A 15860-nucleotide genomic window follows, 5' to 3' on the forward strand; every position below is an offset into this window, starting at 1 on the left:
AAAATGTTTGGTTGGATAAAAAATAAAGATAAGCGCGCGGATGAGTTAATTCTTGCCAATAAAGAGAAAGATAAGCGCGCGGATGAGTTAATTCTTGCCAATCAAGAGAAGGATAAGCGCGCCAATGAGTTAATTCTTGCTAATAAAGAGAAGGATAAGCGCGCGGATGAATTAGTTCTTGCCAATAAAGAGAAGGATAAGCGCGCGGATGAATTAGTTCTTGCCAATCAAGAGAAAGATAAGCGCGCCGATGAGTTAGTTCTTGCCAATAAAGAGAAAGATAAGCGCGCCGATGAGTTAATTCTTGCCAATAAAGAACTTGCCTTCCAAAACCAAGAGAAAGATAGTCGCGCGGATGAGTTAGTCCTTGCCAATAGAGAACTTGCCTTTCAAAACCAAGAGAAAGATAAGCGAGCCGATGAGTTAGCTATTGCTAATCAAGAAAAAGATAAGCGCGCGGATGAGTTAGTTCTTGCTAATCAAGAGAAAGATAAGCGCGCCGATGAGTTAGTCCTTGCCAATAAAGAACTTGCCTTTCAAAACCAAGAGAAAGATAAGCGAGCCAATGAGTTAGCTATTGCTAATCAAGAGAAAGATAAGCGAGCCGATGAGTTAGCTATTGCTAATCAAGAGAAAGATAAGCGAGCCAATGAGTTAGTGCTTGCCAACCAAGAACTTGCTTTTCAAAATAAGGAAAAAGACAAGCGAGCAAATGAGTTAATGCTTGCCAATAAAGAGAAAGATAAGCGCGCGGATGAGTTAACTCTTGCTAATAAAGAGAAAGACAAGCTAGCCGATGAGTTAGCTATTACCGCCAGTGTATTCAGCCATGCCCGCGAAGGTATCTCCATCACAGATTCAACAGGCACTATCATTGATGTCAATGCTACTTTTACGACGATAACGGGTTATAGCCGTGAAGAAGCCATTGGACAGAACTTACGTATTCTTAAATCCGGACGACAATCACCAGAGTTCTACGCCGATATATGGCAAACCGTATTGAATGATGGCTTTTGGTCTGGTGATATATGGAGCTGTCGTAAAAATGGTGAAGTTTATCCCGAAATGCTCAACATTAGTTCGGTCAAAGGTATTGCTGGCCACATAAGTAACTATGTTACCTTATTTACAGATATCACCTCGATGAAAGAATACCAGAGTCAATTAGAGCACATTGCCCATTACGATGTTCTTACGCACCTACCCAACCGAAAGCTACTTGCCGACCGATTATCTCAAGCTATGTTGCAGTGCGACCGTCATCAGCTGTCACTCGCTGTCGCATTTCTAGATTTAGACGGTTTTAAAGCCGTTAACGATACTCATGGACATGATGTAGGTGATCAACTATTGACAGCACTCTCACTTCGTATGAAAGAGGTGTTGCGAGAATGTGATACCTTAGCGCGTATTGGCGGTGATGAATTTGTCGCGGTATTAGCGGATCTAGCCAGAGATGAAGATTGTAAACCGGTATTAGATCGTTTGTTATTAGTAACGTCTGAGCCGGTTTTAATTGGTAAGTTAGTCTTAAATATATCAGCTAGTATTGGCGTCAGCTTTTACCCTAAAGATGGTGTCGATGCCGACCAGCTCATGCGCTGTGCTGATCAAGCTATGTACGTGGCTAAAGAATTAGGTAAAAATTGTTATCACTTACTCGATATGGCTCAAGATGAGGCGGTGAAAGTGCAAAAAGAAAGCCTAGAGGCGATTCAAAGTGCATTAAATAATCATCAATTTGTGCTCTACTATCAGCCTAAGGTAAATATGAAAACAGGCGAAGTAATAGGGGTTGAGGCGCTTATGCGCTGGCAACATCCGACAAGAGGGCTATTAAACCCCGCTGAGTTTTTGCCTACCATGGAAAATAACGCCCTGAGTATCGAGTTTGGCGAATGGGTTATTGATACCGCACTAACACAAATTAGCCAGTGGCAAAAAACAGGGCTTAATCTCCCTATCAGCACAAGCGTAAACATTGTAGCAGCACAATTACGCCAACCTGACTTTACCCAGAGGCTAAAGGCACTGTTAGCAGCCCACCCCGATGTTGAACCAGGCTATTTAGAGTTAGATATACTGGAAAAAAATGCTTTAGATGATGTTCATCACGTATCAACAATCATGCAAGCCTGTATGGCCTTGGGCGTAAAATTTGCCTTAGATGATTTTGGCACCGGCTATTCGTCCCTCACTTACCTTAAACGATTACCAGCCAAGGTCATTAATATAGACCCGAGCTTTGTGCGAAACATGTTGCACGATGCCGATGACTTCGCCATTGTTGAAGCCGTGATAGCCTTAGCTAAACCATTCAAACGCAGCGTGATTGCAAAAGGTGTCGAAACGATTGAACAAGGCATGGCGCTATTACAATTGGGCTGTGAATTAGCACAAGGTAATAGTATTGCCAAACCTATGCTAACCCGTGATGTTCCAGAATGGGTAGCTAATTGGAAGCCCGATGCAAGTTGGAACCCTGATGCGAATTGGAAGATATAAATAGCCATTTACTTGTTATTATCACGGTCCTCTTTAACCACTGATGCTAATTTTTTATTTTACTGTTGATGAAGACAAGCACTATGACTTGTTGTAGGTAGTTCTGTTGAATTATGAACTGAAATTATCGTTCAATATTTCACACTCAAACATGATTTAACTATTTGTTATACAGAATAATTTTTATTATTTGTGAGTGTATCTCTTCGGTTTATAAAGCACTTTTTTATTTGTAAGAAACAGTTTTAATTTACTGATACACTGCAAGCAGTGAATATTTTTGATTAACTAAGTCGCTAGGATTAAGCCTTAAGTGCAAAAGAATATTGCAGGGTGATAGCCCTAAGGTGAAAAAATCTTGATACTGAAGAGAAAAAGCGGTTTAATCATGTAACTTTTATAGTTATACATGTAACTAAGTGTGTGGTTAAATGTATAACTAAACATGTATAACTGAACAAATGTTTGACCTAGCGATCATATTGGTTAGTAGAGTTAACAAAGATAGTTAATAGTTTACAGGTAAGCAGGGACTAGACGCTTCGAAAACGCCTCGCGATATATCATTTTTCGACATGCCAATAATTAAAAGGAATTATTATAGCGTTTAGGCGCAGCTGAGGATAAATAATTTTTTGACAACTGTTGTGTTAGTAATGTGGTAAAGTTTTTTTTGCTACTTTTATCAATATCTTAGTGATTTTCTCACTTTTTTTGAGTTTTACTATTTCAGTTAGCAAAAAATATAACAAGCACTGAGAAAAATTATAAAAACTACAAATCGAATCTATCAATACTTGTTTCCAAAGCGACAGTTCATTGTTCGTCAAAATGGTGAAATAAAATACATTAAAGCCTCGTCTAAAGTGCAGCTTAGCCTTGTTATATTGATGGCTTTAACCTTTACTTGGCTGTCGTTTAGTAGCTTAAAATATTTTTCACTTAACGATCAAGTGTCACAAAGCCAAAATCAATTGTACCAGTCACAAGCATCTCTGGACCAGTTAGTGTTGAAATATCAAGACAAACAAAGCCAGTTGCAGCAGCAGTTATTACAAGTACAAGAGCAACAAGAATTACTGCAAAATGTATTGGACTCACTACCTGCAGCCATAGCGGATCCCAAGCATGAAACTATTGGGCAAACTAGTGATGCAACTCCTGCTGATATTGACCTTAGCGCAGAAACAACAAGTAAAACTGATGATCCCATATGGTCGGTTATGCAGCAAAGCCAGACTGATCTTGCCCAATTGAAGAAAAAACAGCAATTTAGTTACCACCAATTAGAACAACAAATAAACAAACGCAAGCAAGTACTTGAGCAAGCAATGAGACTGGCGGGCGTGTCTAGTGCATCTGTGCTTAAGCAATGGTCAGCTCCTGCTTTGGGGCAGGGCGGTCCACTCAACCAAGTGCTAGCCGAAGAACTTGATATTGACAATAAAAACTTGATAGAGAAATTACTTAGTTTAACCGAGCTAGAAGCGGCACTGAGTAATATACCGGTAATTTTTCCGGCAAAAGATTATTATATTTCTAGTCTATTTGGTATTCGCAAAGACCCGATGCTTAAACACCCCGCAATGCATAAAGGCATTGATATGGCAGGTTGGATAAAAACTGAAATATTTGCCTCGGCTGATGGCACTGTGCGTCGGGCAGGAAGAAACGGTAGTTATGGCCGTTTTATCGAAATTGATCACCACAATGGTTTTATGACACGCTTTGGTCATCTACATAAAATAAAAGTAAAGAAAGGGCAAAAAGTCAGCAAGGATGATGTTATAGGTTTAATGGGCAGTAGTGGGCGCAGTACCAGCACCCATTTGCATTATGAAGTTCTTTTTAATAACAAACAGATCAACCCTCTTTCACTCATTAAGGCTTTGAAAAATGTTCTCTAAAAACAAAGGTAAAGACGTAGCAGTAGAAAATAAACTCAGTAAAAGTAGTAATAAAACCCCCTCGATTATTAGCCCTGACGTTAATATTGTCGGTAACGTATCTAGCGAAGGAGTGATCCAACTTGACGGTAGAATCGAAGGCGAGATACATGTTAGGCATTTAACGGTTGGTATTCATGGCCTAGTTGAAGGCGCTATTTTTGCTGAAGAAGCCATTATTAAGGGTAGTGTTACCGGATCTATCAAGGCGCAAAAGGTGATACTAGAGAAAACGGCAGAAGTGCGCGGTAATATTCAACATGAAGTTATCAGTATAGAGGCTGGCGCTGTCATCGAAGGTAACATCAATCATATAAGCGAAAATGTAACTGAGCTAGCCACGGCCAAAAAAAGCGCAAAACCGAGTGATAAACTTAGTACAGAAAAACCCAGTACAGAAAAACCCGGTGCAGAAAAACCCGGTGCAGAAAAAATGGTACAAGAAAAATAAAGTTCTCCTCAATCTCAGTCATAATTTGACGAGCTGATTCGTTGAAAAGTACTGCCTCAGGTTTGAATGCTTGTTAATAACACATTGAATTAATTAAATAACATAAAAAATACCCTGCTATTCTGATGTTGGTTATTTTAGAGCCGATTAATAAAGTTAAGCCTTATATCAGCGCTACAGTAGAACAACATCAGTATGCTTTAGTCAGCAGCATAGTCAGTAACTTAGTCAATTTTTTAAATAATAAGACAATGAAATTTTCGCGTGGATCAGGGGCTTTCTCAGACAAGTAATAAATCAACAATGATAGTGCGGGGCAAAGCTAACACTATTGATAACAAGCTACTCAACTAATATTTACCGATTTAAACGCATTAGCAAAAGCCAAAAAATATAGTTATATTTTATCGAATGTACCATCTCTTCCACCCTCAGGGTTTATCTGATTAGACCCTGTAATACAATTTGTTACAGGGTCGACCAATTTCACTCATTAAGTGTTGTACTTTTTCATGAGGAAAAATGAAAAAATATAAGTCATAAAATGTAGTCAGTCGGCTGGTTAAGCATCCACTTTTTGTTTAACATTCTCATTGTCATTCGCTAGTGCTTTTAAAGATTGATAAAGCGTTTCTTCTTCTGCTGACAAGCTTTTTGGAAAAACAATTTTTAGCTTCACAAAAAAGTCTCCAGCAATTTTACTGGGTAAGCCACGGCCTTTTAAACGCATTTTGCTGCCGCTACTGATCAGTTTAGGTAAGGTTAAATCAATAGGTCCACTCGGTGTAGGCACTTTCACTTTTTCACCTAAAGCGGCCTGCCATGGGCTAATAGTAAGCTCAGTGGTTATATCAGCGCCTTCAACCACATATAAAGGGTTTGGGTTAAAGCCTATTTCAAGATACAAATCACCATTTCTTGCACCGCCAGCACCTGCTTGACCTTGCTTTTGCAAACGAATTTTTTGACCCGGTTTAATGCCTTTTGGAATGCTAACTTTTAAGGTCCGATCTTTATTTTGCATCCTTCCATGTTGATCAACAACTTGATCTTGTAGTGTGAAGTTGCGGGTTGCGCCAGTGTAAGCATCTTGCAAATCAATCAATATTTTTGCATTGCTATCTTGCCCTTGCATAGATTGACGACCACGCGAGCCATGTTGCCCCCCACCAAAGCCGCCACCAAATAACGATTCGAAAAAGTCGCTAAAATCACCTTGTTCGCCAGTATTACCACGGCCTTGATGATATTGATCTTGCCAACTAGGTGGTGGTGTAAAGCCTGATTGGCCAGCCTTCCAATTACTGCCCAGTTCGTTATACGCGGCGCGTTTTTCTTTATCGCGTAATACTTCATAAGCTTCATTGATGTCTTTAAAACGAGTCTCAGCATTTTTTTCTTTACTGACATCAGGATGAAACTTGCGCGCTAATTTGCGATATGATGTTTTAATTTCGTCTTGGGACGCGGTTTTATCAACGCCCATAATTTTATAATAATCTTTATAATTCACACTGACCTCCTGCATATATGGCATTTGCAGATAATTTTGTAAGTTAGCTTTGGTAAATAATTTTAGTAGATAAAGTCGCTGAGTATCAATCCAAAGTTAAAATAACCTAGGATTAATTTTAGCTAAGCCAATTTTATGGCGTGATTATAATAACAAATGAAATGTACGAATGTCAGTAATATGACACTGCTAGCAAATATATAAGCAGTACGCTGCATTGTTTCGTACTGCTTTTAAGCGAGAACTTTTAGTCATGATTATTAGAGCTGATTTTTTGCTAAGAACTTATCTCACGTTATAAGTTCTTATGACATTTCAACCAACTAAAAAATCAATGAATAAAGCAATAGCCTAATAGGGTAAGAAAGCTAACATCACATAACCGTTAAGTTTATTGTCTTTATTTAGGTAGGATCTCTTTAGGTAAGTCCCAGCTCATCACCATCTGCTTGCCATGCCAGCTTTGTATTGTTAACCACAATTTATGCGCGGGTTTAATCATAGCAGGAGCAATAGCATGTACTTCTAGCCCATGTTGACTACCATGCAATATGCCTTCATCACCTGCTTGTAGCATGGTGAGTGGCAAAGACTCTTTACCTATATTTAAATAAGCTTGACGTATGTCTGCAATATTACCTTGGCTAAAAGTCAGCATAAAATCTTTAGTGTAATGGCCATCGTGAAGATAAGGTGGTTCGAGATCATAGGGTGTGGGTATGATTTCAAACGTGGCCATTTTTTGTGCAACCCAAGGGTTAGGGAACTCAGGAGATAGCGACTGATAGAAAAAATATACCGGTAGAATTAATACTAACGCACTTATTTTATATTTATGACGTTGCCACAGTGAATTATTTACTTGTGCCATTATTGTATGTCCTGTTGGATGAATATTGTTTTTTGTTTTTCGTTATCACTTGGTTGGTTTGATATATTATTGCTTGTGATCACCTGCTTGCTGCGAGCCGCTTTTACTGTGCGGCTGCCCCACATTAAAAATCCAGTTATAGACATACCAGTTAATAGCAGGCCAAAAATGAACCAAATAATTTTGGTCCAAATGCCGCCAATCGTGCCGTAATGAAGCGGATTAGCGATATGAGATAGGGTTTGCAATGTGGTCATTTTTTCTGGTGACCTTTCACTTGCCAGTTTACCCGTCCAAGGATTAACCACTACACCATAAGAAAATTGATCATAAAAAATAAAGTCGCCTGCGCCATAAAGTTTGTAGGTGTCACGATTATGCTCTGGCAACATAACATAGGTGCTTTTAAAATTAGGAAATTTTTGCTTAGCAACGACTAATGCATCGGCTAGGTTAAACGGTGCTATTGGTGTTTTGGTACTATCTAGCGGTATCTGTTCTATGGCGACTATGGGCGTATGTGGTTCAATAGAAATGTCGTTATGCCACATAATAGCTTGAACTAAATACCATAAGCCGGTGACACTCATTAAGATCAAAAACCAAATAGACCAAACTCCCGCTAAACGATGTAAATCGGCTAACAGTGTTTTTTTACCTTGTTTGATACGAATTTTGGGTTGCGTAAATGCTCGCCAAAAATTTTTATAAACCACCAAGCCGGTTATTAATGCCCCCAACATAACGATTGCCATAGCACAGACTAGGTAGTAGCCAATACTATAATTATGATGCCATGGAAATAATAACCAACCATGTAAAGAACGCATAAAGTTTACGAAAGTAAACCCTTGATTTACCTCTTGTATTTCACCAGTGTACTGGTTGACATAGGCTATGGCATAAGGTTTGTCACTGTCGGTAAAAGTGACCGCATTTATTAGATACGATTCAAAGCTTAGTACCGAATTTACTTTTGCACTTGGGTAGGCTTTTTGAACAATTGACACTAATTCAGGTGCTGTTTTATGGGCAAGGTTTTGCGGGTTACTCGCTCGAGATGAAGGGTTAGTGAGCCAAGTTAATTCATGACTAATGACCGAAATTGTTCCAGTTAGGCAGACAAAGCAAAATATTATCCATATAGGTAATGAAAACCATCCGTGAAGCTGAAACCAAAAACGGTTACTAATTTTTGCCATGTTTTTTCCAAATTAATCCTGTACATAAGTGGGCATTATAGTAATGCCAAGCTATACAGAGATCAAGATATTAATAAAAACTATTATCATTCACTTAATTAAATGGTAATGATTTTCATTTGTATTTAAATTTGTTTAAATGTACAATAAATTCAGTTTTTTTCATAAAATATTTTTTCATAAAATACATAAACACATAAGGGTAAACATGAAACTTAAAGGTTCTTTTGTACTTTCTCCGTTGATTTTGGCGATGGGTTTTCAAGCACATGCACAACAAGCAGTACCACTTGCAGCGAACGAAGCGATTAAGACCGAGCAAATAGAAAGAATAATGATTGTAGGTGTTCGCCAAGACCGTGTTAGTCAAGGCGCAACAGGTTTGACCATGGAGATAAATGAAACGCCACAATCGATCAGTATTGTTAGCGCCGAACAAATCAAAAATTATGCTGCAAATAACCTTAATGATGCACTTAAGCTAGCGCCAGGTATCGGTGTTGAAGAGTGGGAAACTAATCGTTCAAATTATACTTCTCGTGGTTTCGAAATTAAAAGCACCCAAATAGATGGTGTGGGTTTACCCAATAACTGGGGCATTGTTACAGGTGCTATGGAAGCATATGGCTATGAAAAAGTTGAAGTTATTCGTGGTGCAAACGGTTTACTAACAGGGGTAGGTAATTCTTCTGGTACGATAAATTATGTTCGTAAACGTCCAACCAATGAAAATGAAGGTGAAGTGGGTTTATCGTTAGGCTCATTTAACAAGCAACGCCTCAATGCAGATTATTCAGCATTATTAACAGAAAGTGGCAGCTGGGCTGGACGCGTAGTGGTGGCTGTTGAAGAGAGTGATTCACATCTTGACGCATTAAGTAATGATCGCAGTTATATTTACGGGGTGGTTGACGGACAACTTACCGATAACTCGACTATTACCGCGGGCTTCTCATATCAAGATGCTAATACAGATAGCAATATGTGGGGTGGTTTAGTTTTTAATTATACCGATGGTAGCCAAGCAGAATGGGATGAAAGTGCGACCACCACTCAGGAGTGGGCGATGTGGGATACTATTAGCACATCAGGCTTTATTGAATATGCCTACATTTTTGATAATGACTGGGAGCTAAACCTTACTTACAACAGACAAAAATTTGAAGATAAAAGTAAACTTTTTTATGTTTACGGCAGCATTGATAAAGAAACAAAGCTAGGTTTAGTTGGTTGGCCGGGCAAATTCGAAAGTGAGTTTTCTTCAGATATTATCGACTTAACAACGATAGGAAAATATAGCTTATTTAATCGAGATCATGAAGTAACTTTTGGGCTAAGTAGAGCCAAAAGCAATCAAATGAACTATGAGTATGGCTATGATTATGCCACTACCTCAGCGGCGGGACCAACGCCGAGTTTTCCTTATGCACAAGACGCCATACCAGAGCCAGTATGGCGTGATAAAGCAAAATATTCTGACATTGATGTAATATTGACGCGTTTTTTTGGTTCAACCAAATTTAATATTTCTGAAAGTTTATTTGTCATTGCAGGGTTTAATTCGATTAAATATATCCGTGAAGGGATAAATAGTGGTAATGATATCGATAATAGTGAAAGTGAAATCAGCCCTTATGCGGGTATAACTTACGCCATTACCGATGATGTTAATGCTTACGTCAGCTACTCAGACATTTATCAACCACAAGAACAATATGATTTACAAGGCGAGTTTATAGATCCTACTAAAGGGGTGAATTACGAAGCGGGTTTAAAAACACAATGGTTTGATCATAACCTACTTGCCACTTTTGCCATATTTAGCGCAGAACAAGAAGACTTAGCGACTTATGCCGGCACAAACCCTGAAACAGCACAATTTTATTATAAAGGCACGAATGTAAAATCAAAAGGTTTTGAAGTAGAAATTGTTGGCCAGATTACGGAACAGCTTAATGTTTTACTAGCTTATACTGCATTAAGCTTGGAAGATTTTTCCGGCGAAGATGCTAACGAATGGGCCCCTCGACAGACCATTAACTTCTCGATTGATTATACCTTGCCACAAATGTCTGAGTTTACCTTTGGCGTTGGCGGTAAGTGGCAATCTGAGACTCTCAATACTACTTATGCTGTTGAGCAAGATGCCTATTTATTGCTTAATACATTTGCTCGTTGGGAGGCATCAGAGCAACTTACTGTTCAGGCCAATATCAATAATATTACCGACGAAAAATATATCAACAGCTTGCTTAACGTAGGTTATTACGGCGCACCTGTTAATGCGACCCTAGGCGTAACTTACCTTTTCTAACCGTGATTTAACTTATAGCTATTAAGCCTTTTTAAAGGCTTAATAGCTTTTCGGTACTTAACTAGCAATTAATCGTTATTGTATAAGCTTAAACCTACGCTTTGATTAGTATGCCTAAACCATCAACCAAGTTTTTAACTTCAACTTTAGCCTTAACTTCAACTTCAACCTTAACTTTAATTTTGTGCGGTGTAATAAATATTCTGTTGGTTGAAGTGAAAACGATCACTATTGCTTAAGGACTTTGTCGCTATTTATCAGCGTAAATTTATAACAGTCAAAGGCAGATTTTAAGCTACTTATCTGGCAGATGTTTTATGTTGTTAACTTTTACCATACTAAGATCACACTAATGATCACACTAAGCCAATCGCTATAAAACTAAAGGATCACGCATTGTTTATAAAATAATCACTTAAAAGTGAGATTTCGATGGGGGTCTGAGCATTAATCCTGTATAATGCGCGGCTTTATTATGGTGGCTAAGCATTTGTCTATTGATACATCTAGCTTGGTTATCCAAAATTACAGTATTAACTATCACTTTAAAACCATCTGTTAGCACTTACTAGTTAATGAGTTTAGTTAACGGAAAATAGGAATATCTTTTGATCACTACATCGAACATTACAATGCAATTTGGCGCAGAGCCGTTATTTGAAAACATTTCGGCTAAATTTGGCAACGGTCACCGCTACGGTTTGATCGGCGCAAATGGCTGTGGCAAGTCTACATTTATGAAGATACTTAGTGGCGACTTAGTGCCAAGCTCAGGTAACGTATCGGTAAGTACAGGTAATAAAGTCAGTACCTTGGGCCAAGATCAGTTTGCTTTTGAAAAGCACAATGTTATCGATACTGTGATCATGGGTGATATGCCGTTATGGAAAGTTAAGCAAGAAAGAGATGCTATTTACGCACAAACTGAGATGAGCGAAGACGATGGTATGCGTGTTGGTGACTTAGAAAGCCAATTTGCAGAAATGGATGGCTACACCGCAGAAAGTCGCGCTGGTGAAATCTTATTAGAAGCCGGTATTGATGAGTCTTTTCATTACGGTTCAATGCAGCAAGTTGCGCCAGGTTGGAAGTTACGTGTGCTACTTGCACAAGCCTTATTTGCTAATCCAGACATTTTATTACTTGATGAGCCGACCAACAACTTGGATATTCATACCATCAGTTGGTTAGAAGGTGAGTTGAACAAGCGCAAATGCACCATGATTATTATTTCGCATGATAGACATTTTCTTAACTCTGTTTGTACGCATATGGCTGATATTGACTATGGCGAACTACGTGTTTATCCAGGTAACTACGAGTTTTATTTGGCACAATCTGGCTTATTACGTGAACAGTTATTAGCGGGTAATGATAAGAAAGTAGCTGAAATCGCTGAACTACAAGACTTTGTTAACCGTTTTGGTGCTAATGCTTCAAAAGCGAAACAAGCCAGTTCTCGTGCTAAGAAAATGGACAAAATTAAACTGGATGATGTTAAATCATCAAGTCGTATTACGCCTAAGATTGCTTTTGCTCCAGGTAAAAAAATGCACCGTCAAGCCTTAGAGCTTGAAAACTTAAGTCACGGTTTTGATGGTGACTTATTATTTGAAAAAGGTGACTTATTATTAGAAGCCGGCGCTAAGTTAGCTATTATTGGTGAAAACGGCGCAGGTAAAACTACTTTATTACGCTGTCTAATGAACGAGTTAGAGCACGTTGAAGGTGTAGTTAAGTGGTCTGAAAATGCATCAGTGGGTTATTGCCCGCAAGACAGTGGTTCATTTTTCGATAATGACCTAACGCTAATGGAATGGATGTCACAATGGCGTAGACCTTGTCACAACGATTTAAGTGTTCGTGGCATGCTAGGTCGTATGCTATTTACTGACGACGATGCCAATAAAAAAGCCCGTAACTGTTCAGGTGGTGAAAAGAACCGCTTGTTATTTGGCATGTTAATGATGGCTGATATCAATGTATTGATCATGGATGAGCCGACGAACCACATGGACATTGAAGCGATTGACGCGTTAAATAATGCCTTGAAAGATTTCGAAGGTACCTTGATTTTTGTCAGCCATGACCGTGAATTTGTTTCAAGCTTAGCGACTCGTATTATTGATATTAAAGATAAAAAGTTAGTTGATTTTCAAGGCTCATTAGATGAATACCTTGATAGCCAAGTTCAAGTGAAAAAAATCGCTTAAGGATAAAAACTTAGCGAGTGTAAGTTAAAAATACCTGTATTAACCGCTAGTTGAATAGAGCAAGGTACCGCGAATGTACCTTGCTGCTTAGTTAAAATACCGGTCAATTAATCAATAAATTTTTCTTAGCGCGCGGTCAGCGTTATTATTGCTACTCGTTAAATTTACATTAGCTCAGCAAGTACCGGTTACTTTTTCAAAAGTACCTTAACAAGTTCTTAAAAACCACCTCAACAAGTTATCTAGCCGCTTAACGTTATTGCCTATCTCATTTGTTTAATTGTCTTGTTACCATGAAAGCCTACGCTAATGCGAACGCATAGTGTTATTATGAGGCATATTTCATTTTATTAGATAACAGCATAATGTTAGCTTGCCCTCCTACGGCAGAATGTCGTTGAGCTTAGTTCAATCAAGTCTGCTCGATGATGACTTGTCACTGTTTGAATCAATCGCGAATAATCTTGTTGATAAAGGTTACAGTATCAGCCTTGATGCTTTACCTAAAAATTTAACCAGCTTGCTATTGCAACAGATCAACGAATTAGCGGATGAAAATTTTAAACGCGCGGGTATTGGCCGAGCTAAAGATCATGTTATTAATGATGCTATTCGCACAGATGAAATTTGTTGGATAACGGGTAATACCGAAGCTAGTGGTGCTTGGATTAAATGGGCAGGGTCACTGCAAAATTATTTAAACAAGCATTTATTTTTAGGCTTATTTTCTTTTGAAAGTCATTTTTCCCATTACGGTAAAGGCGACTTTTACAAGCAGCACAAAGATGCTTTTAAAGGCGAAGGTAATCGAGTGCTATCTGTTGTGGTATATCTTAATCAAGATTGGTCGCTTGAAGATGGCGGTGAATTGATCATTTACCCTGAGCAAGACCTTGACTCGGGTATTATTGCTGGTAATAAAATAACGGTAATACCCAATGCTGGCACTATTGTGGTGTTTTTAAGTGAAGAGTTTCCTCATGAAGTGTTACCTGCTTTACGCGATCGTTATGCTATTGCAGGATGGTTTAGATTAAATACCAGTATTGCTAATAATATTGATCCGCCAAGATAATGTAAAAAATAAAGTCATGTAATATAAGGTTACGGGGAATTGTAATTGCCAAAATTGAAGAAAAAGCTACATATAATCAGTGAACTAAGTGACATTAACCAAGAGTTATTGCCTTTGAAGGCATTAGCCGATAGAGAACTAGCTTCTATTTATGGTTTAACTGGCATGGTGTACACACCACATATCGATGTTTATATGCAGGTGAGCATAAAAAAAGCTGAGATATTGGCTTGCTTGAAAAACCAGCAACTATTACCGGTATCAGAGGTCGAACTTATTACTGCAGAGTTAGACATTTTGCATAAAAGAGCCAGAAGCAATGCGGTTTTTGAATATCAAGGCAAGCAATATAAGCGTCGATTTTCGCCACTAAAACTCAGTAAATCAGGTAAGAATGTTCAAAGGTGGGCAAAATTTTGGCTACTAGAATTACCTAACGGCAAAGTGGATCCAAACTGGGAGCGGCAAGTACGAGAAATTTGGCCAAGCTACTTTCTTATTAGAACCATTAATATGTAGGCTAGTGTCGTTTAGCTGAGTCAAGGGACGTTAAGCTCAAGTTAAACTAAGCCTAAGTTAAACTAAGCTCAAGTCAGTCTAAGTAAAGTGACCTAACATCAGGCTAATAATTAATACTGCTTGGTGATTAGTGATTAGTGACAATTTTTCAAAAAACTTATTAAACATTTTTGAATGCAATTCGCTAGAGATGATGATTCATCTCTAGCGCTCAGTCATTTAAGCGTTTACATCAACAACCACACGACCAGTCACTTCACCATCAAGTAACTTGTTGGCCACAGCAATAGCGTCATGTAAGCCAACCGTGGTTGATATTTGTGATATTTTATCAGCCAACTGCGTTTGCTCAAGTCGATGCCAGGCGTCTAATCTGTCTTGCTCTGGGCGCATAACACTGTCGATACCCAGTAAAGAGACACCTCTTAAGATAAAAGGTGCTACCGTTGATGGAAAATCCATACCTTGTGCTAAACCACAGGCGGCGACACAACCACCGTAGTTGATGCTGGCACAAACATTGGCCAGTGTTGTACTACCAACAGAATCAATAGCTGCAGCCCAACGCTCTTTCATTAGTGGCTTACCTGGGGCAGATAACTCTGTGCGGTCAATAATTTCATCCGCACCTAACTCTTTTAAATACGCCGCTTGTTTATCACTTCCTGTTGATGCGGTTACTGTATAGCCAAGCTCTGCTAAAATGCGAATGGCAAAACTGCCAACGCCACCAGTTGCGCCAGTCACTAAAATATTGCCACTTTTTGGGGTAATACCTTGTTTTTCTAACGCGATGACACATAGCATTGCGGTGTAACCTGCTGTACCTATTGCCATGGCATTATATGGCGTTATGCCTTTAGGTAATGGAATGAGAAACTCACTATTAATACGGGCTTTTTGCGATAAACCGCCCAAGTACTTTTCACCGACGCCATAGCCATTAAGTAGCACGTGATCGCCAACGTTAAATTTGTCATTATCACATTGCTCAACAACACCGACTAAATCTATACCGGGTATCATAGGGAAACGTCTTATTACTGGGGCTTTGCCTGAAATAGCTAAGGCATCTTTGTAATTAATTGTGCTGTAAAGCACCTTAATGAGCACATCGCCATCAGTTAGGTCTGCTTCACTAAGTGCTTTAATGTCGGCGTGGTAGCCTTGGCTATCATCTTTATTGATCACTAAACTGTTAAACATTGCCTGCTCCAAAATAGACCACTGGTCTCTAAATAGTTAAAA

General features: G+C 38.8%; 11 protein-coding genes. 7 read left to right on the top strand and 4 right to left on the bottom strand.

The window, feature by feature from the left end; genetic code table 11:
* Nucleotides 1–3: 3 nt before the first annotated feature.
* From H4J61_RS11570 to H4J61_RS11580, 3 genes are all read left to right on the top strand, one after another.
* On the top strand, nucleotides 4–2508 hold the full coding sequence (locus tag H4J61_RS11570) for a bifunctional diguanylate cyclase/phosphodiesterase (RefSeq protein ID WP_182185133.1): 2505 nt from the start codon (nucleotides 4–6) through the stop codon (nucleotides 2506–2508).
* Between the two features lie 797 nt (nucleotides 2509–3305).
* Complete coding sequence (locus H4J61_RS11575; protein ID WP_182185134.1) at nucleotides 3306–4415, top strand: M23 family metallopeptidase; 1110 nt, start codon at nucleotides 3306–3308, stop codon at nucleotides 4413–4415.
* Nucleotides 4405–4905, top strand: coding sequence for a polymer-forming cytoskeletal protein (locus H4J61_RS11580; RefSeq protein ID WP_182185135.1), 501 nt, complete (start codon nucleotides 4405–4407; stop codon nucleotides 4903–4905). Before H4J61_RS11575 ends, H4J61_RS11580 begins: the two co-directional genes overlap by 11 nt.
* A 562-nt stretch (nucleotides 4906–5467) precedes the next feature.
* On the opposite strand, the gene H4J61_RS11585 is transcribed toward H4J61_RS11580, so the two are convergent.
* From H4J61_RS11585 to H4J61_RS11595, 3 genes are all read right to left on the bottom strand, one after another.
* The gene (locus H4J61_RS11585; RefSeq protein WP_182138114.1) at nucleotides 5468–6418 is read right to left on the bottom strand and encodes a DnaJ C-terminal domain-containing protein; all 951 of its coding nucleotides are present in this window, start codon (nucleotides 6416–6418) and stop codon (nucleotides 5468–5470) included.
* Nucleotides 6419–6818: 400 nt separating this feature from the next.
* The gene (locus H4J61_RS11590; RefSeq protein WP_182138115.1) at nucleotides 6819–7289 is read right to left on the bottom strand and encodes a hypothetical protein; all 471 of its coding nucleotides are present in this window, start codon (nucleotides 7287–7289) and stop codon (nucleotides 6819–6821) included.
* Complete coding sequence (locus H4J61_RS11595; protein WP_182185136.1) at nucleotides 7289–8491, bottom strand: PepSY domain-containing protein; 1203 nt, start codon at nucleotides 8489–8491, stop codon at nucleotides 7289–7291. Before H4J61_RS11595 ends, H4J61_RS11590 begins: the two co-directional genes overlap by 1 nt.
* 208 nt (nucleotides 8492–8699) lie before the next feature.
* On the opposite strand from H4J61_RS11595, the gene H4J61_RS11600 reads away from it, so the two are divergent.
* The 4 genes from H4J61_RS11600 to H4J61_RS11615 all read left to right on the top strand — a co-directional run bounded on the left by H4J61_RS11600 (nucleotide 8700) and on the right by H4J61_RS11615 (nucleotide 14612).
* The gene (locus H4J61_RS11600) at nucleotides 8700–10805 is read left to right on the top strand and encodes a TonB-dependent siderophore receptor (protein ID WP_182185137.1); all 2106 of its coding nucleotides are present in this window, start codon (nucleotides 8700–8702) and stop codon (nucleotides 10803–10805) included.
* A gap of 608 nt (nucleotides 10806–11413) precedes the next feature.
* Nucleotides 11414–13018, top strand: coding sequence for an ABC-F family ATPase (locus H4J61_RS11605; protein WP_182136248.1), 1605 nt, complete (start codon nucleotides 11414–11416; stop codon nucleotides 13016–13018).
* Between the two features lie 391 nt (nucleotides 13019–13409).
* Nucleotides 13410–14093, top strand: a complete 684-nt coding sequence (locus H4J61_RS11610; RefSeq protein ID WP_182136249.1) for a 2OG-Fe(II) oxygenase — start codon at nucleotides 13410–13412, stop codon at nucleotides 14091–14093.
* A 45-nt stretch (nucleotides 14094–14138) separates the two neighbouring features.
* Nucleotides 14139–14612: a hypothetical protein gene (locus H4J61_RS11615; protein WP_182185138.1), complete on the top strand. Its 474-nt coding sequence runs from the start codon at nucleotides 14139–14141 to the stop codon at nucleotides 14610–14612.
* 219 nt (nucleotides 14613–14831) lie between these two features.
* On the opposite strand, the gene H4J61_RS11620 is transcribed toward H4J61_RS11615, so the two are convergent.
* Entirely contained in the window at nucleotides 14832–15818 is a 987-nt protein-coding gene (locus H4J61_RS11620; RefSeq protein ID WP_182136251.1) for an MDR family oxidoreductase, read from the bottom strand.
* Between the last annotated feature and the right edge of the window lie 42 nt (nucleotides 15819–15860).

The organism is Colwellia sp. MB3u-4 (assembly GCF_014077065.1).
GTDB lineage: Bacteria > Pseudomonadota > Gammaproteobacteria > Enterobacterales > Alteromonadaceae > Cognaticolwellia.